Source organism: Pedobacter frigidisoli, assembly GCF_004331675.1.
GTDB lineage: Bacteria > Bacteroidota > Bacteroidia > Sphingobacteriales > Sphingobacteriaceae > Pedobacter > Pedobacter frigidisoli.
In genome coordinates, this window is record NZ_SJSN01000011.1 from 76,963 (window position 1) to 99,751 (window position 22,789).

Below are 22,789 nucleotides of genomic sequence, written 5' to 3' on the forward strand. Positions count from 1 at the left end.
TTTTGATTTAAAAAAGAGTTGAAAAAAGGAGTCCTTTCAGCATTAAAGCTGTTTTTGCTGGGTGCAAAAAAAGATGAATATATCCTTTCCATTTCGGGGTACAAAGATAGGGTTTATGGTTGGGAATGTAAAGAAAAATGTGAAATAAGGATAGGAGTAAAGTAAGCAAGTACAGGATTTAATACAGTATCAATAAATAATAAAGCCTTAGTCTTTAATGTTGGTCATTTCGCTTTAATCTTTCCGCTTTGGTCTTTCCGCTTAAATAAAAAACAATACTTTTGAATCACAAAACAAAACCCATGTCGGTACACAAAGAAATAAAGCGCATTACCACGCACATTTTACAAGAAATGAAACAGCGTGGCGAAAAAATATCTATGCTAACCGCTTACGATTATTCCATGGCAACCATTTTAGATGATGCTGGATTGGACGTTTTACTCGTTGGCGATTCTGCTTCCAATGTAATGGCTGGTCATGAAACTACGCTGCCAATTACCTTAGATCAAATGATTTATCATGCTGCATCGGTAATTAGGGCGGTTAAACGGGCTTTCGTTGTAGTCGATTTGCCTTTCGGCTCTTATCAAGGTAATTCTAAAGAAGCCTTAAATTCTGCTATTAGAATAATGAAAGAATCTGGTGCTCACGGTGTGAAGCTAGAGGGTGGTGAAGAAATTATCGAATCTGTACAACGTATTATTACAGCGGGAATACCGGTAATGGGACACTTGGGGTTAACGCCGCAATCTATTTACAAGTTCGGAACTTATACTGTTCGGGCTAAAGAAGAGGAGGAAGCTAATAAACTGAAGACTGATGCAATTGCCTTGCAAAATGCAGGTTGTTTCGCGGTAGTTTTGGAGAAAATCCCAGCTTCTTTAGGTAAAATAGTTTCTGAAAGTATCCAAATTCCAACTATAGGGATTGGTGCTGGACCAGACTGCGATGGGCAAGTTTTGGTCGTAAATGATATGATTGGCTTAACTAAAGGATTTAAGCCACGTTTTTTACGTCAGTACATTAACCTGTACGATGAAATTTTGGGCGCAGCACAATCTTACATCCGTGATGTTAAAGCAAACGATTTTCCTAACGAAAAAGAACAATATTAAATTTAAGGCTTTTTTGCAATTAGCATCAACCTTGTTAAGTATTTGTGGTTTTGAAAAGCATATACAGCATTTCAAATTAAAGTCACTCCCGCTTTACGCTATAGTCCCGATAAAAAATCGGGAGCTGCCGCTTCAGTCGGGTTTAATTAATAAAATTTCTGCTAATAACTCAAATTGTAAATTGCCAACCATTTAAAATGGCAATTTACAAACTAAGTCAGTAACAATTTTACAGATGCCAATAACCGATAAGGACATATTATTTGAAGACAACCACTTAATCGCCATTAACAAAAGGGCGGGAGATATTGTGCAGGTAGATGAAACTGGCGACGAGCCTTTAGATGAGCAGGTAAAAAAATACATTGCAAAAAAGTACAATAAACCAAATGGCGCATTTTTAGGTGTTGTACATCGTTTAGATCGGCCGGTTAGTGGCGTTATTTTGTTTGCTAAAACCAGTAAGGCATTAGAGCGGATGAATGCTGCTTTTAAAAACCGTGAAGTAAAGAAAACCTATTGGGCGGTAGTTCGTAATAAACCTGAAATAGAATCGGCTACTTTAGTTCATTGGTTAATTAAAAACCCACAAAAAAATGTGGTTACTTATTATAATTCAGAAGTGGAAGGCAGTCAAAGAGCCGAACTTTCTTACAAGTTGGTTGCCAAACTAGGTGATTATTATTTGTTGGAAGTAGATCCATTAACGGGTAGATCACATCAAATTCGTGTTCAGCTTTCATCAATGGGTTGCCCGATTGTTGGTGATAATAAATATGGCTACCCAAGAGGAAGCAGAAAAGGAAGTATTTGTTTACACGCCCGGAGATTGCGTTTTGAGCATCCAGTTAAAAAAGAACCCGTTAATATTTTTGCCAAATTACCTGTTGATGGTTTTTGGGAAAGATTCGAAAATCTATAATATCCCAAAGATTAAGTAGTGTAAAATGTAATGGTTTAATAATTGGGGAATTTTTACACGGTTACAAAAATAAATTCCCCAATTTTGCCGCAGTCGATTTTGGTTATAGCCATTAAAAATGCTTGACTAGCACTTTTTATCTTTGGCACAATCTTTAACCACATTAGTCCAAACAACCAAAACAATAATGAAAAAAACAATCTTATCGGTTGCTGCAATAGGCTTATTGGCAGTTACATTAGTTTCTTGCGATAGCACGAAAAAATCAGAAACAAAAACTGATTCAGTAATTTCAAAAGGTGATACTACGGTTACCACAACCAAAACTGAAACAACTACTACAACTTCGGCTCCAACGTTTTCTAGCGATGAAGTTAATAAAGGATTAGCAGAATATGCTAAACTAAAAGATGAGTATGTAGCGGCTTTAAAAAGTAAAAATGAAGCAGAAATCCAAGCTTTGAGTGCCAAATATTCTACTTGGGCAACAGGTGCTTCTGCATGGGCAAGTAAATTAAAACCAGATGAAGTTCAAAAGTAATCAGATTACATGACTAAATTAAGTCAAGAATGGGCTGCTGCAGCACAAGAAGCAGTAAAATAATTTAATTTTTATAAGTGGTTAAGGGTTGTGCCGAAAGGCACAACCCTTTTTATTTACATGGTGTTTTGCTGAAAACCATTGAAGCGCCAAACTTAAGTTTACTAATATCCTTAAACTTGGTTTTTCCATCAACTTCTTGCACATCGCCAAAACCCTCAATTAATTGATTACCTTGTTTTAGCCATACCACTTCTCTAACCGATTTTGTACCCTCAGATTGAAATGTATAATCAGCAATGATGGTATCTCCCTTAACTAAGCCAGAAATTGTACCTGCATTTTTATCCTTTTCATAAAAGTTATAACTCAAGTTTCCTTTAACTGTATTATCTGTTTTATTTATTGATAATGATGCCGTATCTCTATTTTTAATGAATTGAAAACACTCCTTTGCATCCACCTGGTTTTCGGAGTTGGTAACAATTGTAGAATCTATTTTGGCTTGCGTTTTCTTTGCTGTTCCGCCTTGACATGAGGCAAAAAAAACGGCTGCAAGGCCTAAAAAGGTGATGGTATTTTTCATTTTTTATAGGATTGATTTAATTGCTTACTGCAAAGTGCCTGCCAATTTTAGTAATAATTTTTAATCTTATTATCTCCGCTGAAAAAGGCTGCCCATTGATAGTAGGGGAATAGAGGTTAAATAAACCCGATTAAAGTGAAAATACTTTTCCTTTCAAAAGTATTGTAGCGAAAGCGGGGACATTAACCGATAACCACAGAAACCTGCTTTTCAAAAAGATTTTAAAATAGAAAGCCCCGCTAAGTTGCGAGGCTGACCAAACAATTAAACAAAATTTTTACCATACATAAGTAGCTACAGCACCTTTATCCAGGATCGTGTTGACCATTTTACCGTTATATTTAATATTAAATGCTGTTTCGGAACTGTTATTATTGCAAACGATAAGTACGTTTTTGCCGTCTGGTGTTTTAAAAGCCACATTTTGCAAGTTATTGGTAATGTTCGAAGCAATGCGCACCGAACCTGGTTTTACAAATTTAGATGCATGTGCAATAACATAATAAGCCACATTTCTACTTACTGCTGGCGCTATAGTAATGGCGCCTAAACACGAAGTACAACCACCTCTATCGGTATGAGGATTGTAGTTTTGATCTGCTGCCAAGTTCCATTCCAATACGTTGCGACTCCAATTGCGGGTTGCGCCAATAATTAAGGTTGAAACATGCCATTTCAAATCTTCGCTGAAATTACTCGGTCCACCAACCCATTGCTCTGTAAAGTAAACACTTTTATCAGGATGTGCATTATGCACTTGGGTTAATGCCGAAATAGGGCCGGCGTATAAGTGAAACGCAGAACCATCGATGTATTTCTTCGCATCAGCATCATTTAAAATTGTAATTGGGTATTCAGGTTTATCGGCATTATGGTCATAAACAATAATTTTGGTAGCTACACCACTGCTTTTAAAAATAGGACCTAAAGCCGTTTTAATGAAATTGGCCTGATCCAAAGCTTCCATATACATGCTTGGATTATTACCCGGATGCAATGGTTCGTTTTGTGGCGTAATGGCGTCGATCACAATTCCTTCGGCTTTCATCGCCTGAATATATTTTACCAAATACTTCGCATAAGTTTGATAGTATTCAGATTTTAAACTTCCACCAATAAAACTTTTATTGGTTTTCATCCAAGTTGGAGCAGTCCATGGCGACCCTAAAATTTTAATCGATGGATTTATGGCTACGATTTTTTTAAGTATTGGAATTAAATCTGCCTGTTCTTTGGCGATGGAAAATTTAGCTAGTGATTCATCAGTTTCACCATCTGCTAAATCATTATAGGTGAAAGGTGTTGCGCTTAAATCCGAAGCACCTATGCTGATTCTGATGTAGTTTACGGAGATGGCATCATCCGAGGTAGAAAATAATTCGTTTAGCAATTTATCCCGCTCTGCGGCAGGTAAAGTATTAATTAAGCTTGCGCTTCCGCCGGTTAAGGTATAACCAAAACCATCAATGCCTTGAAACGTTGTTTTTGGATCAACTTCTATGGTTGGGTTGGCATTTGTGGCTTCTGAAAAGTTGAGCGCTATATTTTGCTTTTTTAACAATTGGGACTGATCACCTTTGGTAAGCCAAAAAGCTACATCAGTTTTAACATTTTCTGTTGGTTGCTTATTGTCTTGAGCGGTTGACGCAGCTTTTCTGCAGGCGCAGGATGCAAATAAAATGCTTGCTGCCAAACATATATTATAAATTGGTTTCATTGTTTTTCCGTTTAGTAAATCTGGAGGCGTTAATGAAAAGAAAGGAGCGAGGTGATTTTGAGCCAACCTCGTCCTCCAGGTTTTAATTTGTGCAATTAAAATTCTTTAGAAGCCGTATTAAGATCTTCACGATTTCTATCTAATGATATTTAGATTTCAATACAAAGTCGACAATTGCCGCCTTTGTATTTGAAAAATAGTGTTAACGTACGTTAGGGTTTTTGTCTAACTCATCCTGTGGAATTGGGAAGTAAAGTTTTGCTGCTGTTAAATTGTAATTTAAATTAGCACCAGTTCCATCTACCTGCGCATTCATCACAGGAATAATTCTGTTTGTTCTTAACAAATCATAATAACGGTGACCTTCAAAAGCCAATTCTAAACGGCGTTCGTTTTCAATTGCCAAACGCATAGCAGCTTGATTTGTAGCTGGGGTTGCGCCTAAATTAACTCTGCCACGAACTTGGTTAACTAATGTAGCGGACGAAGACCAACCCGAAGCGCTTAATTCGTTCAATGCCTCAGCTTTTAAAAGAATAATATCTGCTAACCTCAAAATGTAATTATCTGATTTATCATCAGCACGATATTTATTGATGTAAGGATAACTGGTTTTAGACCAATAAGAATCGCTCCAACCTTCTGAAACCACATTGTTGAATTTAATGCTCGAAGCTTTACGAACAGCATCTCCAGCGTCGTCAAAAGCTTTTGATAAACTGTTTGTTGGTGAATTGAAACGTTTCCATCCAGTACCAACAATTACGCTTGGCATCCAGTTACCGTGTAGGCCACCGTAGCCATCATATTGCATTTCCCAAATCGCTTCAGCGTTGTTTTTATGGTTAGAATCCCAAAGGAAATCGTAATTGCCAACTAAAGAATAGCCACCACCAATAACTGCGTCTGCATAAGTGCTTACTTTTGACCAATCTGGTGTTGCTTTTGAAGCATAAACCTTAGCCAATAAAGCATTAGCAACACCTTTGGTCATAATACCTTTAGTTGGTGCAGTTACGCGGGCATTTGCTGCTCCATATTCTAAATCTGTTATAATCTGCGCATAAATGGCATCAACACTTGATTTCGCTGGATAGAATTCAGCATCGGTTGTAGGTACTTTTACTACCAGTGGAACAGAGCCCCAAGTTCTAACTAAATTAAAATACATGTAAGCACGAAGAATACTTGCTTCAGCTAAAATTTGTTTTCTCCTATCGCCAACATCAAGTTTTGGATCTTGAATATTTGGAACATTAGTTAGAATTAAGTTACAGTTCTTGATATCACTATATAGAGAATTCCAATCTCTACCAACGTTTCCATTTGTAGAGTTAACCGTAAATAAATCTAACTGGATATTTGCTGGATTGTCTCCACCAGCATAAGCGTTATCAGATCTTACATCTCCATTGGTCATATAATCCCAAATGTGGAAATCGTTGTACATACCATCGTATGCACCTTGAATTAGCTTTTCTGCTGCGGCTGCATCGGCAAATGCAACATCAGGACCAACCTGAGTAATTGGAGTTTGTTCCAAGAAATCTTTTTTACAGCTGCTCAACGCCATCGTAATGGTGCCAACTGCAATTAATGAATATATTTTAAGTTTCATTGTTGTTTAAATTAAAAGCCTACGTTAACACCAAATAAGAAAGTTCTCGATTGAGGATAAGTACCATAATCGATACCCATTGCTGGACCATTTGCGGAGTTTACATTCACCTCTGGATCGAAACCCGAATAGTTTGTAAAAGTTAATAGATTGTAAGCAGATGCATAAAGCATTACTTTGCTCATTTTAAGTTTACCTAGAGCTACACTGCCAAAATTGTAGGATAGTGTAGTTGTTTTTAAGCGCAAGTAAGAGCCATCTTCAACAAAACGGCTAGAGGTTAATGTATTGTTTGTATTGTCTTTAATTGCTTTTGGAACATCAGTAATTTGTCCAGGTGTCGTCCATCTGTTTAAAACTACTGCCGATTGATTTTTCGAATCGTTCATGCCTTCTAGTTCCATTCTCGATGCATTAAACATTTCATTACCCTGAACACCTTGGAATAAAAAGTTTAAACCGAAATTGCCATAGGTAAATGTATTGTTAACACCATAAGTGAACTTTGGTTGAGCCGAACCGATAAAAGTTCTATCATCGGCGTTAATTGCACCATCACCATTTAAATCCTGGTAAACGATGTTTCCTGTTTGAGGATCTACACCATTAGAAACATAGCCATAAAAACTACCCAACGGACGACCAGGAACTACTCTTATCGCAGCATCGCGTTCGTAAATTCCACCAAATGTAATCGATCCAACTTTATCGCCTAAATTGGTAACCTTATTGCGGTTTAATGAAAAGTTAATATCTGTTGTCCAGGTAAATTTGTCTTTAACAAAGTTTTTAGTGGTTAAAACAAATTCTAAACCTTTGTTTTCCATATCCCCAACATTAGAAGCAATACTTCCAAAACCAATAGAGTTAGGTAAAGGTTGATTAATTAGTAAGTCGTTCGTTTTTTTCAAGTAAGCATCTGCAGTAAAAACTACTCTGCTATTAAACATTGATAAATCTAAACCAATGTTAGTTTGAGTAGTTTCTTCCCATTTTAAACCTGGATTTGGCAACTGAGAAAATACATAAGAACCCTGAGTTGTTGGTGTGTATAGTTCTAGGTACGAATAATCTCCAATACCTTCATCGTTACCAACTTTACCCCAACTTGCTCTTAATTTTAAATCATTAATAGCCTTAACGTCCTTTAAGAAGTTTTCACCAGAAATTCTCCATCCAATGGAGGCCGATGGAAAATAACCGTACTGATTTTCTGGACCGAAACGGGATGAACCATCTGCCCTGAAGTTAGTGCTGAATAAATACTTGCTATCATAAGCATAAGTTAAACGAGCTAAATACGAACGTTTAGACCATTGCGAAGCTGTTGGTAGTTGAGCTGGAATAGATGTTCCTCTATCTAATAATTTACCGCTTGCATCTAAAAAGTTTTGTTCATTATAACCTAGTGAATAGTATTTAGATTCTTGTAAAGTCATACCGCCAGTTGCAGTAAAAGCATTTTTGCCCCAGTTTTTGGTGTAGTTTAAAATGTTTTCATTTAACCAAACATGATCATTGCTAAAACTTGCGTTTCTAACCCCTTTTTGTGCTCTACCATAATCAGTAGAATATGGATCGATGAAATAAGAATAACGGTTATCGTTGTTATTTGTACTGATGCTTGATTTAAAAGAGAAGTCTTTTGTGAATTTAACCTCAGCTGAAAATGCTCCTAAGAAACGGAAGTTTCTATTGTTGTTTTTTGCGGCGAAAGCATTTGCAACTGGATTTTCTGAGCCACCTTTGTAAGGGTTAAAGGCGTAAGTTCCGTTTGCGGCATAAACCCCAATTGTAGGTGGAGTAGTTAAAGCAGAAAGAATTGTTCCACCTCTTGCACCGTTGTTGTTATCGCTAACATCAACAGAATTACTTTGCGTTAAAGCAGCGTTTCCTGTTAGTTTTAACCACTTCGTAATGTTTTGCGATCCGTTAAAGTGAATGGTATATTTATCTAATTTTGCTGGAGCAACCACACCTTTATCTTGTTGGTAACCCGTAGATAAAGCGTACTGACCACCTTTAATTCCACCAGAGATGGAGGCTTGGTAGCTATTTTGAACACCTGTTCCAAAGGCTAAATCCTGCCAGTCTGTATTTTCATTTCCTAAACCATTTGTATCGTAACCTAATTCTCTCATTAAAGCTACATATTGGTCCCTGTTCAATACATCCTGTTTTTGCCAAAGGTTAGAAAAACCTGTGAAAGCGTTGAATGTTGCACGAATCTTATCAGATGATCCTTTCTTAGTAGTGATTAAGATTACCCCATTTGCACCGCTCGAGCCATAAATCGCTGCCGCTGATGCGTCTTTTAAAATGGTTAAGCTCTCAATATCTGTTGGATTTAAGAAACTTGCATCTCTGGAAGTTACCCCGTCGATAACGTATAATGGGCTATTCGAAGCATTAATTGATGTATTACCACGAATGGTAACCGATACACCCGCACCTGGCTTACCAGATTGAGAAGTAATTTGAACCCCAGCTGCCTTACCTTGAATGGCTTGTAAAGGATTAGTAACCGGTTGGTTTTCGATATCTTTCGATGATAGGGAAACTACTGCCGTTGTTAAGTCCTTTTTCACTGTTGTTCCATAACCAATAACGATTACTTCGTTCAGTTGCTGGTTGTCATCAGATAAAATAACGCTAACTGTTGTGCGATTATTAACAACTTCCTCTACGGTTTTGTAGCCGATAAATGTAAACTCTAAAGTAGAATTTGATGGAGCGCTAATGGAGTATGATCCATTATCTGCTGTTGAGGTACCTTGGTTAGTGCCTTTCACTTTCACAGATACTCCAGGTAATGGCAAGCCTTGATTGTCTTTTACCAAACCTTTTACGGTAATATTCTGTGCCCAACTCAAGGAGATTCCGCATAGAATACACACCATAAGTAATGTAAACTTTTTTCTCATAATTTTTGCTCTGTTAATATTATAGATTGTAAAGTTAACACTCATTTAATGTTAAAAGCAAGTATTTGTAAGGTTAAATTTTACGTAACTAATTGATAATTAGAATTTTGTATTGTTTTCGATACGCTTTGATACCACTACAATTTTGTGCCGTTTAAGCTTGATTATCAGCATATAAGTACCTTAATGAAGTAGTCATGCGGAGCAAATTTGATACGCTTAAATACCTATTCGCTTTTTTTGGATATTAAACGAAAAACAACAAAATTGTGACTTAATAAGATGGGTAACTACTCAACTACGAGCTGGCTCCAGCCATCTTTTGCTGTTTTCTTGAGTGTTTTCTTCCTATCTTCCATTACCTTTTTTATGCGTGAACCGAAAGTCCAACAGGTACTTTGCCGAATAGAAAGTAGTTCTGATAGTTTATGAGAAGATATTTTTCCTTTTGATGAATAAATCAAGAAAATCATGTAAAATGCTTTATTGATTGGAATTCTGGTATTATGGAAAATGGTGTAAGTAGTAACCGATTCTTCATAGCCGCATTTACTGCACCTGCGACTGTGCAAAATGTGGCCATTAAAATAATGATCGTTACTGCATTTGCGGCAATGATATCCCTTGCTCCATTTCAGATCAGCTAAAAACTCGTAACAGGTTTCCTTATCTGGATAGATTTTACTAAACTCCTCGAAATCAACTTCGGTATTCATTACCCGATCTCTGGTTACCTTTTCAACGCTGGTTTGCAGCTCCTCATTATCATGTTCCAGCAATACATTCATTCTCGAAATTTCTTCCGCCTGTTGCTGTAGTAAAGTATTTGCTTCTTCTAATGCCTGGTTTTTGCTTTCGATAATTAAAGATTTGTGGTAAACCTCACGCGTACGTTCCTCAACCTTAATTTCTAACTCTTGGTTAATGCTATCTTTTAGCTTTGCATTTACCGCCATTTGCCGAATAATTTTTTGCTGCGCCTTATCTTTTTTCAACTTAAGTATGCGAACCTTATCGCCAATAGCGAATGATAGAAAGATCATCTCTAACACGAAGCAAAAACTCAAACTATAATAACTTACCGCACCAAAATTAAGCCAGCCAATGCCCAGCATAATTAAGAATTTTAGAGTGAAACCAGCAAACAGGAAGCTGTAACCCAAAACGAAGAAACGTGCCGGTAAATAGCCATTTTTGTAAATATAAATCCCTGTAAAAAAGGCCACGGAAAGCGGAACAGCATCAATAAATTTATAGCTAAATAATGTTTGATCGAATAAATAGCAATAGGCAAAAAATAGTAGCCTAAATACGATTACGCCTATAATAAGTTGGTTTAGTTTTGGCGCCTTTGCCTTTACAAATAAAAGTTCTCGCGTAAAAAGGAGCGCAAAAATACTGGTTGCACATAAGGCAAAAGCGTAAGCTACTTGGTTCCAAGCAGGCGCATTCGGCCATAAGTATTGGTAGGCAATGCCATCGGTACTCATCTCAAAAAAACCAACACTTAAATTGTAGAGTACATAATAAAGGTATTGCTTCTGCCTCATTGCAACATACATAATGAGGTTGTAAAAGCTGAAAACCAGAATCATTCCGTAAAATATGCCAAAATAAAAGTATTCATCTAAAGCATAAGAAATGAACCATTCTGAAGTTCTGAGAACTATAATTACGTCAGAAATTTGCGAAGAACTGATTTTGAAATAATACGTTTGAATTTCATTTCCATCATTCTGTAATGGAATTTCGAAATTTTTATGGTGGATTAGGCGTTGGTTGAATGCATTTGCGTCTCCTAGATTTTCTATTCTAAAAGTATTATCGGCTTGTGGAATATAAGCGGTGATGTGATCTATAGTTTGATCAAAAAACTCTAGTAAAAAAGGTTTTTTGGATTGCTCATTCTGCTTTATCTTAATTCGAAACCAATAGGTTTTATTCAAATTCTTTGTTTGTGGCGTACTGGTTAAGCTTGCTTTAAACTTTTGGTTGAATTCTGCACTTTTAATCTCATCGAATGTGAGCTTGTTATTTGCATCTTCCAATACTTCTATTTCACTAAAAGTAAAGATGTGCTGTTGAATAGCATCTTGTATTTCTACTGTTTTTTGCGCTTTCGTTGGTGAGATAGAAAGTGCAAAAAAGGCCGAGATTAGGAAAAGAAAATTTTTATAGTTCTTCGGGATCAACATGAACAACAAAGGTAGTAATTTGTATTTATGTGCAACCTAAAACGTTATCAGCCGAATTTCATTTTAAAAAGTTAAGGATATGCTCGTTCCCTTATTTTCTTCTGATTTAATATCGATTTCAATCTTATGAAATTTGGCAATACTTTCTACAATTGCCAAACCTAATCCGAATCCATTTTCTTCGGCATTTCCACGTTTAAAGCGATCAAAAGCATTTTTAACCAGTTCATTGGTCATGCCTAAGCCAGTATCGGAAACAGTAAGTATGTATCGATTGTGATCTTTTTTGCCGATTATTGATAATGAACCGCCATCGATATTATATTTAATGGCGTTGTTAATGATGTTGATAAACAGCGTATGGATCAATGCCTTGTTTCCAATAAAAAGAAAATCTTCGTGTATATTGGAAGTGTAAGTGATGCTTTTATCGGCAATTCTGTCTTCAAGATCTTCGTAAATATCCTCAATTTCTTGTTTTAAGCTAATCTCTTCGGTTTTTAAATATTGATTGTTTTCCACCTTGGATATAAGCAATAAGCTATTGATGATCACCTTTAAGCGATTAAGTGTTTTTAAAGAAGAATAGATTTTATTTTCATGCTCTACAGGAATGTTTGGTGTGTTCAACATGTTTTCGAACCGTGTACTCAAAATCGAAATAGGAGTGAGGAGTTCATGAGATACATTGGCAATAAATTGCTTTTCGAGTGCGAATAGGTTGTTAATTTTCCGCATTAGCGAGTTTACGCTATTATCGAGAATCTTAAAATCTGCTGTTGTAGTTGGAATGTTTTCGTAATTATAATGCGTTGGATCATCAACCCGGTTAATTTTTTTATCGATAATTAAATAGAAAGGTTTGAGCAAAAAGTTAGAGAACGTATAATCGGCAACCAAAGTGATCAGTAATGCCGCAACCAAAACAATCAGCATATAAAATCGAATCGAATTTTTAATCGATTGGAGTGTAGTCATGGTTTCGCCAATCTCTAAGTTGTACCAATTGGTATGGTAAGAGAACTTATAGTTTAGAATTCTGTAAACTTCTATATCACCCTCAATTTCTCTTTTCTCCGTGTAAACTTTAGCTGTAGAATCTGTTTGGCTATCTGGTATATCAGTTAAAACGATAAATTCTTCTTTTAGAATATTGTAATCGGTAAAGGATTGTTCCTTGTTTAAAAGACTATCAATTTCGTTATCGTTCAGGTTTTTAATGATCTTATTCTTCTTTTTAATAAGGCGGTTATCTAGTTGGTTATAAGCAAGTTTATCCAAAGAAAATAATATAATCGCCCCCAAAAGCAAAATGATCGCAATTTTAGTGACAGCATTATATAAAGAAAACTTAACCTGTAACTTCATTTTTAATGGATGATGTTAAATGTAATATATAAATGAGCTTAGGCTTTCTACACTTCCAAACACTTCACGCCTTTGGCGAATGATTACACAGATTTGGAGATTTCACAGATTTTTTCTAGCTACTTTTTTCTCCCTAACTTCAGACATCCGACCTCGGACTTTTTAGCAATTAATTCTATAACCAATGCTCCTTACCGTTTCAAACCAATCTATAGGCTGCACCGCCGCTAATTTTTTACGTAGATTTTTTACATGAACATCAACAAAGTTAGAATCAGAATTTACTTCTAGGATATCGCCCCAAACGTGTTCTGTTAAACTCATTCTAGAAACCACTCGGTTTTTGTTCAACACCAAATAGTTAAAAATTTCGAATTCCTTTTTGGTTAGATTCAATCGTTCTTCGCCAAATGCAACTGTTCTATTTTGAATATTTAGAAGAAAATCGTGAACGTTAATCTCGTTTTTTTCAAGCTTATGCTTCCTTCTCGTAATGGCGTGCATGCGAGCTAAAAGTTCGTTTAGTGAAAATGGCTTAGGTAGATAATCATCAGCACCTTCGTCCAAACCCTTAATGCGATCATCAACGGCGCTTCTTGCCGTTAAAATAATTACCGCATCATCACGATCTTTTAGGGCCTTAAGTTGTTTCAAAACATCGAAACCATCTCCATCCGGTAAACCCAAATCGAGTAAAATGAAGTCATAGTTGTTTACAAAAATTTTTTCCTCTGCAGAAGATTTCTTCCAAGCATGTTCTATGATAAATCCCTCCTTGCTTAAGAATTCATCCATTTCAAGCGCTAGGCTTTTTTCATCTTCAACTATTAAAACGTTCATTATAGTATAAAGTATTTAGTATTAAGATCGGGTGTAAAGAGTATGTGTTCATTCAATTCGAATCTACAATTAGTTTTAGACTTAGTCTCTTTCCTTTGGTCTTTTAGCTCAAAACTAAGTTAATGTTTTTAAGGATGATGGAACAAGCTTCTTCAATTTCTTCTTTGGTGATGATTAATGGTGGAGCTATGCGCATGGAATTGCTACAATGTAAAAACCAATCAGATAACACGCCATCTAAAATACAAGCATCAATTATTTTTTTATTGACTTCGAAATTTTCGAATTCCACTGCAAGCATTAATCCTTTTCCTCTAATTTCTTTAATTGCTGTATGTTTTAAAAGTGTTTTAAAAAGTTGGCCTTTCTCCTCTACTTCATCAACGATATTATTATCCACCAATGTTCGCAAAGTTGCTAACCCAGCTGCACAACAAACCGGGTGACCGCCAAAGGTTGTCATGTGGCCCAGAATAGGTGTATGCGATAAAACAGACATAATTTCTAATGAACTAATGAAAGCGCCAATCGGCATTCCGCCTCCAATTCCTTTAGCCAGAAGTAAAACATCAGGAATTACATTGTAATGCTCGAAAGCAAACATTTTGCCACTTCTACCAAAACCCGATTGAATTTCATCAAAAATTAATAGGGTGCCAGTTTCTACGCATTTTGCCTTTAGCGCTTGCATGTAGGCTAAATCAGCTACACGAATCCCTGCTTCACCTTGGATAGGTTCGATAAAAACAGCAGCAATTACTTCTGTGATTTTCTCGAGATCAGCTATGTTGTTATGTTCGATAAAACTAACATGAGGCAAGAAAGGCCCGTAGCCAGATGAATAAAAATCACTTTCCATCAAACTTTCTGCCCCTTGTGTACTCCCGTGATAAGCATTTTTGCAGGCGGTAAAACCCTTTCTACCCGTGTAGCGTTTTGCCAATTTCATGGCGCCTTCAACCGCTTCAGTTCCAGAGTTTAAAAAGTAGGTGCAACTTAAACTTTCTGGTAAAATGTCGGCCAATGCCTTTGCAAAATTAACTTGAGGTGTTTGCACATATTCGCCATAAACCATTAAATGCATGTAAGTTTCAGCCTGATCTTGAATTGCCTTAACCACCGCAGCATGGCAATGTCCTACATTACTTACGCCAATACCAGCAATAAGATCTAGATGTTTTTTGTCTGAAGAATCGTATATGTAAACACCTTTGGCCCTAACAAATTCGAGCATTAAAGGTTCGGGAGAAGTTTGTGCATTATGTTGTAAAAACAACTGACGTTGGGTAAGCATGGCACAAAAGTACGGAAATTCAATATCCCTTTAAATAAAAAAAGACCTACATTTCTGTAAGTCTATTTGTAATCTTATTTCGGGCCACCTTTATAGCGGCTTAGTAACTCTCGCTTAAAGCCCTCTTGTGCTCGGTAAAATTTGCCAACCACCTTAATCGGTAATGAAGATTTTAGTCTGTTATAATATTTCTTATCAAGATTAAGATCTCTTTGTTTAAAATCGAATTCGCTAGTAATTAAACTTTGAACTTGTGCATCAGTTAAGTTATCAATCTCCGTTGTTTTTCTAAAAGAGATCATTTTCTGCATTCGCTCTTTACGTAAGGTATTTTGTTCGCTCTGCATATCGTTATAGATTGGCCAAAACACCTTTGCTTCTTCTGCCGATAGATCTAATTTTTGAGTAAAATATGCAATTTTAAGTGATTCTATTTCTTCACCTTTTGGGCGTTGAGCCAAAAGAGTATTCGGCAATAGAAACATTAAAGCGACGAATAATAAATTCTTCATTTTCATCTGTTTATTCTTGTTTTCAAAGGTGATGAAGCTATCATGATTCTGATGTGTATTGCAATTGTCGTTAATCATGATGGTTTTATAATTAGTTATTTAATTCATGAGTTAAATCACTCGAAGAGAAATTACTCAAGATGTAGTTTTCCATTTCTGTATCTGAAGCAGAAGTAGTATTGATTGTATTCGCTGGGGTTGTATTTTGAGCTTCCAAATGATCAATAATTGTACTCTCATCAATATCATATAACATCTGCTCGTTCATTAGTTCTGCTGATTGCACTTGACTTACTGGAGCAGACGAACCATTCTGATAAAAATAAACTCCGAAAGATGCCATCAATACGAAACAAGCAGCACTTGCATACCTCACAATATTTCGTCTCCATAAAGGAATAACTTTTGCTTCTCTTTTAGGTTCAGCAATAGAAATTTTATTGTAAATTCTAAGCTGTAAATTATCGAAGTAATTTTCTGGAACTGCAAATGATGCTTCTGGTTTTGGCATTTCTGCAATTGCAATCTGTGTCTCAATTCGCTCTGTTAATTCTTCAAAGTAGTTTTGTGGAACCTCAAAACTCTTATCACTGGTTTTTTGCTTCAATCCATCTAAAAAGATGTTAGATAAAATGGCCTCATCACAATTTTCGAAATATCCATCAGGAACGGAAAAAGGATTACTTTTTACCCTTGCCGCAAGAGCAGGTGCTTCGTTAATCCAATCGTTATTTTCTACATTTTCGTTCATCACAGATATATGATTCAATTTTTGCTAAAAGGTTTAATAGTCTATTTCATCATTTGTGATAATTGCCTCGATTTTTTTTGCGGCAATATGGAATGATGCTTTTAATGCACCTACAGAGGTCCCTAGCACTTCAGAAATTTCTTCATATTTCATATCATCAAAGTATTTCATATTGAAGATAATCCTTTGCTTTTCTGGTAAGGTTAGAATTGCCTTTTGCAGTTTTAGCTCCAATTTATCACCATTGAAATATGATGAAGCAACCAGATTATCCGCCAGCTCCGAGGATACTTCATCCAACGGAGTATTGTTGCGTTGCTTTTGCTTGTTTAAGAAGGTAATCGACTCGTTTGTGGCAATGCGGTAAATCCAAGTGTAGAGCTGTGAGTCACTTCTAAATTTATCGAGGTTTTTCCAAACCTTAACGAAAACTTCCTGAATAAGGTCATCACAATCATCGTGGTTAAGAACTAATCGACGAATGTGCCAGTAAATTTTCTGCTGATACTTCTTTAGCAACAGGTTAAAGGCTTCATTTCGAGTTTTCTCGACAGCAAACATTGCTAGAATTTCTGAATCTTCAACTTGTTTCATTTACGATAATTATAAAACCACAAAGACACTAAGTACACAAAGGTTTGGCTATACTTAGTGTTCTTGGTGTCTTTGTGATTAAATTTTAAATTCTATTTTTTTCTGCCGATTACTTTTTGTACCGCTTCAACAATGTTTACAGCATCTAAACCATATTTAGACATTAATTGATCTGGTGTACCGCTTTCGCCAAAAGTATCGTTAGTAGCTACAAACTCTTGAGGAGTTGGTAATTCTGTAGTTAATAAACGAGCAACACTTTCGCCTAAGCCACCAAATTTGTTGTGCTCTTCGCAAGTAACCACGCAACCTGTTTTCTTTACCGATTTTAAGATCGCTTCGTCATCCAAAGGTTTAATGGTGTGGATATTTATAATTTCCGCATCGATACCCAACTCAGCAAGTTTCTCTCCAGCTTCAATTGCTTTCCAAACCATGTGGCCAGTTGCAATAATGGTTACATCGGTACCTTCGTTAACCATCCAAGCTTTACCAATCTCAAATTTTTGGTCAGGATCTGTAAATACAGGAATTACCGGGCGACCGAAACGTAAATAAACTGGGCCTTCATATTCAGCGATTGCTAACGTAGCAGCTTTGGTTTGGTTGTAATCACAAGGATTAATTACCACCATTCCTGGCAACATCTTCATCAAGCCTATATCTTCTAAAATTTGGTGTGTTGCACCATCTTCACCTAAGGTAAGGCCAGCGTGAGATGCACAAATTTTAACGTTTTTATTTGAATAAGCTACAGATTGGCGAATTTGATCGTAAACACGACCTGTAGAAAAGTTGGCAAATGTACCTGTGAAAGGAATTTTACCACCAATTGTCATACCCGCTGCGATACCAATCATGTTTGCCTCTGCAATACCAACTTGCGTAAAACGCTCAGGGAAATCTTTAATAAAAGCATCCATTTTAAGCGATCCAACCAAATCGGCACATAATGCAACCACGTTTTCGTTTTTCTTTCCAGCCTCATGTAAACCAGCACCAAATCCCGAACGTGTATCTTTTTTCTCTGTATATGTGTATTTTTTCATAACCCCAAACCCCTAAAGGGGCTTCATTTGTTAATTAAATTAAATGTGATTTATTCCTTGTTAGGAATTTGGATAATTATATTTTTACCCTGCTACTAGTTCCCCCTTCAGGGGGCTAGGGGGTTAATAATCCCCTAAAGTTTCTGGTAATTGTGCTAATGCTGCTGCTAATTGCTCATCATTTGGCGCAGTACCATGCCATTTGTGAGAACCCATCATATAATCTACACCAGCACCCATTTGAGTACTCATTAAGTTCATAATTGGTTTTCCTTTTCCTGTTAGCGTTTTTGCATAATGCAAACCTTCTACAATAGATTGCATATCATTACCATCGGTATTAATTACATGCCACCCAAAAGCTTCGAATTTAGCTTGAAGACTATCTAAAGAAAGTACTTTTTTTGTAGGACCATCAATTTGTTGTCCGTTATAATCAACAGAACAAATTAAGCGGTCCATTTCGTGGAATGGTGCAAACATTGCAGCTTCCCAGTTTTGGCCTTCTTGCAATTCGCCATCACCATGTAAAGTGAATACGTAAGATTTATCGCCGTTTAATCTTTTAGTTAAAGCTGCGCCAATGGCTACAGACATCCCTTGGCCTAATGAACCTGAGGCAATGCGAATTCCTGGTAAATGCTCGTGCGTAGTTGGGTGACCTTGTAATCTCGAATCTAATTTACGAAATGTTGCCAATTCGCTTTTCTCAAAATAACCGGCATGAGCCAATGTACTGTACCAAACAGGTGAGATATGCCCGTTGGAAAGGAAAAATAAATCTTCACCAACGCCATCCATACTGAATTCTTTGTTGTGGTTCAATACCTCAAAATATAAGGCAGTAAAAAAATCAGCGCAGCCCAATGAACCGCCCGGGTGACCAGACTGGCATCCATGAACCATCCTTACGATATCTCGTCTTATCTGCGAGGCAATATCTTCTAGCTCTTTAATTGTATGTTTCATTAAAATAAGAGGTTGTTGTTACATAGCAAAGGTAATATTTTACCCGCTATATCATAATTAGTTATTGATTAAATCGAGTACTTGTTGCGTTGAGTTTTTAGTATCAACCTTTTTAATAATATGTGTAATTTTTCCATCGCCATCTATAATAAAAGTTGTACGTACAGTACCCATATATTTTTTGCCGTACATGTTTTTTTCTGCCCAAACACCATAATCATTTACAATTTTTTGGTCGGTATCTGCCAATAATGTAAAAGGTAGGTTATGCTTGGTTATAAATTTTTGATGAGATTTTTCATCATCAACACTTACACCTAAAACCACAATTCCTTTTGCTTGCAATCCTTGGTAATTGTCTCTGAAATCGCAAGCCTCAGCTGTACAACCTGGAGTATCATCTTTTGGGTAAAAATAAAGAACAACTGTTTTGCCCTTATAGTCGTTAAGTGAAACTTCGACCCCATTTTGGTCTTTCGATGTTATTGCAGGTGCTTGGTCGCCCTCATTTAGTTCTGCCATATATTTAATTTTAATGTGTATATGATTGATATCGCAAGTTAAACAGTTTAACCCATTATAGTGTTCATTCATCAATAAAATATGACTTTTGCTTGTCTTAATCAGGTTTCATCAGGATTTGAAAAGCAGTTGCAGCATTTCATTTTAATGTTAGTCCCGTTTTTTGCTCATACGCCTGCAGGCCTTAACCACAGGCCGGTATCCGCGTCACCCGGGTTTAAGAACAAAGAGCATCAAGTTATTTCGAAAAGGACACCTTATAATGTCGGGTATTCTCTTTCATATCGTTAACCACCAGTTCTAAGATGTGTTTGCCCGCACCCGTTCTTTCATCGAAACTATGCCACAGCGTTGCCGTTTTTGTATCGAACTCCATTAATACCCACTGCCCGTCGAGATAACCGTTAAAACTTTTAATGCCAGAAAGATTATCGCTTATTTTGAAAAATATTTTTGATAAACCAGCCATGCTTTTACCCTCTGCAATATTTACTGGAACAATTCTTGGCGCTATGGTATCTGTTGATATATAAAAGCTGCCGAAATTTTTTGGAGTTGCCTTAACATAGCCATTATCAAAACTTCCACCCTGCGATGAGCCGTTTGAGTTTACAATTAATGCTTTCGATCTTAAGTTTTCAGGAAGATTGTCAGTTTTAATCCATAATTCAAAACCTACATGCAGCGGTGTGTAACGATTATGAATTTGGTGCAATGCCGACCAGGAATTGCCAGCAGGCTTAGGTAATTTTTTATAAGTGAAGTTTAAATCGTTATACAAGGTTCCTTGCGGAAAGATCACCTTAATATCATCTGTATTGAATTCGTTTACTTTGTTGTAAGGGAAAATAGTGCCCGATGGAGTTATCAATGCTGCAATTGCAGCTGAACCTGCATTTACGGTAAATGGTAATACAGATGAATTTCCTTTTGAATCGGTAATAATATAGCGAAGCTGATGACTTGCACCGTCATTAAAATTAATTTTTCCGCTATTAACCAAGCCACTATAAATTTTCAAGGGATTTCCTGGTTCAACAAAACTCTTCTGAATACTTCGTTTGGTGTTTAAGAAGGTTGGATAATCTATATGAGAATTGATGGCTTTGCTGTTTTCAAAAGAAAAACGCTCCAAAGCCGATGTATAAATTAATTTTCCATCTAACTCCAATTGAATAGAATAAACTCCGTTTGTGCCAGATAAACCATTGTGGCGATCGGTGGTAACAATACCAAAGCCAACTTCTCCACTCAAACTGATTGGAGCCAATGCTTTGTAATTTCCATTTGCCCCAGTAATTCCAATGGCTTGTTTAGGTGTATTTTCATTGAAAACTTTTCCATTTAAACGATAAACGTATAAGCCATGAATTATTGGCGGAATATTATCAGGGATGTTGATGCCGAAAAACTGCGGATTAATGGTTTCTTCTGTTTTAGTATCTCTGATTTCAAAATGTAAATGCGGCCCGCCAGAACTACCACGATTGCCCGACCAAGCGATAACTTCGCCCTTGCGCACTGGAATTAAAGTAGCATCAGGAAACTCATCAATTTCAAACGATTTCTTTTCGTACTCTAGATTTTTTACAATCGTAGCGATTTTAGGTGAAAAGCGTTGCAAGTGACCATAAACCGTTGTAAAACCATTTGGATGGTTGATGTAAAGCGCTTGTCCGAAACCACTATTTTGAACCCTTAACCTAGAAATATAGCCATCAGCAACTGCATAAACAGGATAGCCCTCTCTCTGATTAGTGCGAAAATCTATACCAGAGTGAAAATGATTTCCGCGAATTTCGCCAAAAGAACCTGCTAGGGCAGGAGGCATAATATCCAGCGGTTGTCTAAAATCAGTTATTGGGTATTTATTGGTGCTGAAAATTTGTTGTGCCTGGATAAAATTAGCAGTAAGAACAAAACAAACGAAAAGAGCGGGTTTAATTATATGTGGGATCAGATTTTTAATCATTCTTTATCTAACATCAAAATTTAAAAGTTGTTTGCCTTGTAACCAAGCCTCTAATTTATCGCCTTTTTCTGTTTTGCCTACGCCTTCAGGCGTTCCTGTAAAAATTAAGTCGCCTTTTTTCAAGGTTATGTATTGTGAAACAAAACTTATAATCTTCTCGAAAGAGAATAATAAATCCTTGGTATGCCCTTTCTGGCAACTTTCGCCATTAACCTTAAGCTCAAAGTTTAAGTCATACAGATCCTCAAAATCACCTTTAGGATAAAATATGCTGATCGGAGCAGAATTATCAAATGCTTTTGCCAATTCCCAAGGGAGGCCTTTTTCTTTGTGTTTGCTTTGAATATCGCGAGCCGTAAAATCTATTCCCAGTCCAATTTCATCATAATAGTTTGAAGCGAATTTTTCTGCAATGTGCTTGCCTTCCTTGCAAATCTTTAAAACCACTTCCAATTCGTAATGAACATCGTTTGAGAAATCGGGCAAATAAAAAGGCTTATTGTCTTTTAATACCGCAGTATCTGGTTTCATAAAGATAACTGGCGTGGTAGGAATGGGGTTGTTTAATTCTTTGGCGTGCTCCGCGTAATTACGGCCTATGGCGATGATTTTCATTATCTAAAATTGAGGTATAAAATAATTACTTACGACGTAAAATCGTAAAAATCAAAAATAGAAAAGAAAATGGTGTTATAAAACTGATAAACGTTTTACTTGACTTTCGGAGCCAGCAATAACCCTTAAGAAATAGATTCCTGCATTTACCCTGCTAGGCATGGTGAACGTTTTGGTTTGCTCACCAGCATTCAATCGTTCATTTAAAAGGGTAACTACCTCATTGCCCAGTAAATCGATTATCTTTATAGTAGTCTGGGTATTATCCTTACCGATTGATAAAATAATATTCAGTTGTTGTTCTACAGGATTTGGATAAATTTTAACAATGGTTAAAAGTTTATCTTTTGCTGCTGTAACATTATTGTTTTTAGTGGTGTTAGAGTAGGTGTTAAACATTCCAGATCCACCTATAGACATGTAGAGTGGCTTATAAGGTTGGATGTTTGCTTTAATTTCAGGAATTCTACTCGTGGTTTTTTTAGCTCGATTTTTTAAACTGATGTGAATACTATCAGTTTGTTGAGCCCAAGAATTTACCGCACACAGTAAAACGATGCACAATGTGCAAGCGAATTTTGTGAGCAACGTTATCTTAGTGTAGAGTTTCATCAAATTGGTATAGCAAATGTATTAATTTAAAACAAAGAAATTAAACATTTTGTTTAAAAGCCATAATTTA

Annotated in this window: 20 protein-coding genes; 3 read left to right on the top strand and 17 right to left on the bottom strand. The window is 36.4% G+C overall.

The window, feature by feature from the left end:
* Window positions 1-302 precede the first annotated feature (302 nt).
* The 3 genes from panB to EZ449_RS14820 all read left to right on the top strand — a co-directional run bounded on the left by panB (window position 303) and on the right by EZ449_RS14820 (window position 2,581).
* Window positions 303-1,118, top strand: a complete 816-nt coding sequence (gene panB, locus EZ449_RS14810) for a 3-methyl-2-oxobutanoate hydroxymethyltransferase (protein ID WP_131560182.1) — start codon at window positions 303-305, stop codon at window positions 1,116-1,118.
* Between the two features lie 235 nt (window positions 1,119-1,353).
* A complete protein-coding gene (locus EZ449_RS14815) occupies window positions 1,354-2,040 on the top strand; it encodes an RluA family pseudouridine synthase (protein ID WP_131560184.1) in 687 nt (228 codons plus the stop codon).
* Window positions 2,041-2,227: 187 nt separating this feature from the next.
* The gene (locus EZ449_RS14820) at window positions 2,228-2,581 is read left to right on the top strand and encodes a hypothetical protein (RefSeq protein ID WP_131560186.1); all 354 of its coding nucleotides are present in this window, start codon (window positions 2,228-2,230) and stop codon (window positions 2,579-2,581) included.
* Window positions 2,582-2,693: 112 nt separating this feature from the next.
* On the opposite strand, the gene EZ449_RS14825 is transcribed toward EZ449_RS14820, so the two are convergent.
* The 17 genes from EZ449_RS14825 to EZ449_RS14905 all read right to left on the bottom strand — a co-directional run bounded on the left by EZ449_RS14825 (window position 2,694) and on the right by EZ449_RS14905 (window position 22,719).
* The gene (locus EZ449_RS14825) at window positions 2,694-3,167 is read right to left on the bottom strand and encodes a hypothetical protein (RefSeq protein ID WP_131560188.1); all 474 of its coding nucleotides are present in this window, start codon (window positions 3,165-3,167) and stop codon (window positions 2,694-2,696) included.
* A gap of 277 nt (window positions 3,168-3,444) precedes the next feature.
* Complete coding sequence (locus EZ449_RS14830) at window positions 3,445-4,884, bottom strand: glycoside hydrolase family 30 protein (RefSeq protein ID WP_131560190.1); 1,440 nt, start codon at window positions 4,882-4,884, stop codon at window positions 3,445-3,447.
* A gap of 202 nt (window positions 4,885-5,086) precedes the next feature.
* The gene (locus tag EZ449_RS14835; protein ID WP_131560192.1) at window positions 5,087-6,502 is read right to left on the bottom strand and encodes a RagB/SusD family nutrient uptake outer membrane protein; all 1,416 of its coding nucleotides are present in this window, start codon (window positions 6,500-6,502) and stop codon (window positions 5,087-5,089) included.
* An 11-nt stretch (window positions 6,503-6,513) separates the two neighbouring features.
* Window positions 6,514-9,426, bottom strand: a complete 2,913-nt coding sequence (locus tag EZ449_RS14840) for a SusC/RagA family TonB-linked outer membrane protein (RefSeq protein WP_131560194.1) — start codon at window positions 9,424-9,426, stop codon at window positions 6,514-6,516.
* A 290-nt stretch (window positions 9,427-9,716) separates the two neighbouring features.
* Complete coding sequence (locus tag EZ449_RS14845; protein ID WP_131560196.1) at window positions 9,717-11,621, bottom strand: 7TMR-DISM family protein; 1,905 nt, start codon at window positions 11,619-11,621, stop codon at window positions 9,717-9,719.
* A gap of 63 nt (window positions 11,622-11,684) precedes the next feature.
* On the bottom strand, window positions 11,685-12,989 hold the full coding sequence (locus EZ449_RS14850) for a sensor histidine kinase (RefSeq protein WP_131560198.1): 1,305 nt from the start codon (window positions 12,987-12,989) through the stop codon (window positions 11,685-11,687).
* A gap of 162 nt (window positions 12,990-13,151) precedes the next feature.
* The gene (locus tag EZ449_RS14855) at window positions 13,152-13,829 is read right to left on the bottom strand and encodes a response regulator transcription factor (protein ID WP_131560200.1); all 678 of its coding nucleotides are present in this window, start codon (window positions 13,827-13,829) and stop codon (window positions 13,152-13,154) included.
* Between the two features lie 103 nt (window positions 13,830-13,932).
* Complete coding sequence (locus EZ449_RS14860) at window positions 13,933-15,123, bottom strand: aspartate aminotransferase family protein (RefSeq protein WP_165499773.1); 1,191 nt, start codon at window positions 15,121-15,123, stop codon at window positions 13,933-13,935.
* A gap of 74 nt (window positions 15,124-15,197) precedes the next feature.
* A complete protein-coding gene (locus EZ449_RS14865) occupies window positions 15,198-15,635 on the bottom strand; it encodes a hypothetical protein (RefSeq protein ID WP_131560202.1) in 438 nt (145 codons plus the stop codon).
* 91 nt (window positions 15,636-15,726) lie between these two features.
* A complete protein-coding gene (locus tag EZ449_RS14870) occupies window positions 15,727-16,404 on the bottom strand; it encodes a hypothetical protein (protein WP_131560204.1) in 678 nt (225 codons plus the stop codon).
* A gap of 15 nt (window positions 16,405-16,419) precedes the next feature.
* On the bottom strand, window positions 16,420-16,980 hold the full coding sequence (locus tag EZ449_RS14875; RefSeq protein ID WP_131535719.1) for an RNA polymerase sigma factor: 561 nt from the start codon (window positions 16,978-16,980) through the stop codon (window positions 16,420-16,422).
* Between the two features lie 92 nt (window positions 16,981-17,072).
* Window positions 17,073-18,029: a transketolase family protein gene (locus EZ449_RS14880; RefSeq protein ID WP_109931287.1), complete on the bottom strand. Its 957-nt coding sequence runs from the start codon at window positions 18,027-18,029 to the stop codon at window positions 17,073-17,075.
* Window positions 18,030-18,152: 123 nt separating this feature from the next.
* Entirely contained in the window at window positions 18,153-18,998 is an 846-nt protein-coding gene (locus EZ449_RS14885; protein ID WP_131560206.1) for a transketolase, read from the bottom strand.
* A gap of 57 nt (window positions 18,999-19,055) precedes the next feature.
* Window positions 19,056-19,520, bottom strand: a complete 465-nt coding sequence (gene bcp, locus EZ449_RS14890; RefSeq protein WP_131560208.1) for a thioredoxin-dependent thiol peroxidase — start codon at window positions 19,518-19,520, stop codon at window positions 19,056-19,058.
* A gap of 238 nt (window positions 19,521-19,758) precedes the next feature.
* The gene (locus tag EZ449_RS14895; protein ID WP_225872336.1) at window positions 19,759-21,351 is read right to left on the bottom strand and encodes a M23 family metallopeptidase; all 1,593 of its coding nucleotides are present in this window, start codon (window positions 21,349-21,351) and stop codon (window positions 19,759-19,761) included.
* A 144-nt stretch (window positions 21,352-21,495) separates the two neighbouring features.
* On the bottom strand, window positions 21,496-22,107 hold the full coding sequence (locus tag EZ449_RS14900) for a fumarylacetoacetate hydrolase family protein (protein WP_131560212.1): 612 nt from the start codon (window positions 22,105-22,107) through the stop codon (window positions 21,496-21,498).
* A gap of 75 nt (window positions 22,108-22,182) precedes the next feature.
* Window positions 22,183-22,719, bottom strand: coding sequence for a T9SS type A sorting domain-containing protein (locus tag EZ449_RS14905; RefSeq protein WP_131560214.1), 537 nt, complete (start codon window positions 22,717-22,719; stop codon window positions 22,183-22,185).
* Window positions 22,720-22,789: the final 70 nt, after the last annotated feature.

What these genes read in the sequence shown, in the direction of transcription:
- panB (WP_131560182.1), top strand. Translation starts at nt 303, where the DNA reads ATGTCGGTACACAAAGAAATAAAGCGCATTACCACGCACATTTTACAA.
- EZ449_RS14815 (WP_131560184.1), top strand. Translation starts at nt 1,354, where the DNA reads ATGCCAATAACCGATAAGGACATATTATTTGAAGACAACCACTTAATC.
- EZ449_RS14820 (WP_131560186.1), top strand. Translation starts at nt 2,228, where the DNA reads ATGAAAAAAACAATCTTATCGGTTGCTGCAATAGGCTTATTGGCAGTT.
- EZ449_RS14825 (WP_131560188.1), bottom strand. Translation starts at nt 3,167, where the DNA reads ATGAAAAATACCATCACCTTTTTAGGCCTTGCAGCCGTTTTTTTTGCC.
- EZ449_RS14830 (WP_131560190.1), bottom strand. Translation starts at nt 4,884, where the DNA reads ATGAAACCAATTTATAATATATGTTTGGCAGCAAGCATTTTATTTGCA.
- EZ449_RS14835 (WP_131560192.1), bottom strand. Translation starts at nt 6,502, where the DNA reads ATGAAACTTAAAATATATTCATTAATTGCAGTTGGCACCATTACGATG.
- EZ449_RS14840 (WP_131560194.1), bottom strand. Translation starts at nt 9,426, where the DNA reads ATGAGAAAAAAGTTTACATTACTTATGGTGTGTATTCTATGCGGAATC.
- EZ449_RS14845 (WP_131560196.1), bottom strand. Translation starts at nt 11,621, where the DNA reads ATGTTGATCCCGAAGAACTATAAAAATTTTCTTTTCCTAATCTCGGCC.
- EZ449_RS14850 (WP_131560198.1), bottom strand. Translation starts at nt 12,989, where the DNA reads ATGAAGTTACAGGTTAAGTTTTCTTTATATAATGCTGTCACTAAAATT.
- EZ449_RS14855 (WP_131560200.1), bottom strand. Translation starts at nt 13,829, where the DNA reads ATGAACGTTTTAATAGTTGAAGATGAAAAAAGCCTAGCGCTTGAAATG.
- EZ449_RS14860 (WP_165499773.1), bottom strand. Translation starts at nt 15,123, where the DNA reads ATGCTTACCCAACGTCAGTTGTTTTTACAACATAATGCACAAACTTCT.
- EZ449_RS14865 (WP_131560202.1), bottom strand. Translation starts at nt 15,635, where the DNA reads ATGAAGAATTTATTATTCGTCGCTTTAATGTTTCTATTGCCGAATACT.
- EZ449_RS14875 (WP_131535719.1), bottom strand. Translation starts at nt 16,980, where the DNA reads ATGAAACAAGTTGAAGATTCAGAAATTCTAGCAATGTTTGCTGTCGAG.
- EZ449_RS14880 (WP_109931287.1), bottom strand. Translation starts at nt 18,029, where the DNA reads ATGAAAAAATACACATATACAGAGAAAAAAGATACACGTTCGGGATTT.
- EZ449_RS14885 (WP_131560206.1), bottom strand. Translation starts at nt 18,998, where the DNA reads ATGAAACATACAATTAAAGAGCTAGAAGATATTGCCTCGCAGATAAGA.
- bcp (WP_131560208.1), bottom strand. Translation starts at nt 19,520, where the DNA reads ATGGCAGAACTAAATGAGGGCGACCAAGCACCTGCAATAACATCGAAA.
- EZ449_RS14895 (WP_225872336.1), bottom strand. Translation starts at nt 21,351, where the DNA reads ATGCCTCCTGCCCTAGCAGGTTCTTTTGGCGAAATTCGCGGAAATCAT.
- EZ449_RS14900 (WP_131560212.1), bottom strand. Translation starts at nt 22,107, where the DNA reads ATGAAAATCATCGCCATAGGCCGTAATTACGCGGAGCACGCCAAAGAA.
- EZ449_RS14905 (WP_131560214.1), bottom strand. Translation starts at nt 22,719, where the DNA reads ATGAAACTCTACACTAAGATAACGTTGCTCACAAAATTCGCTTGCACA.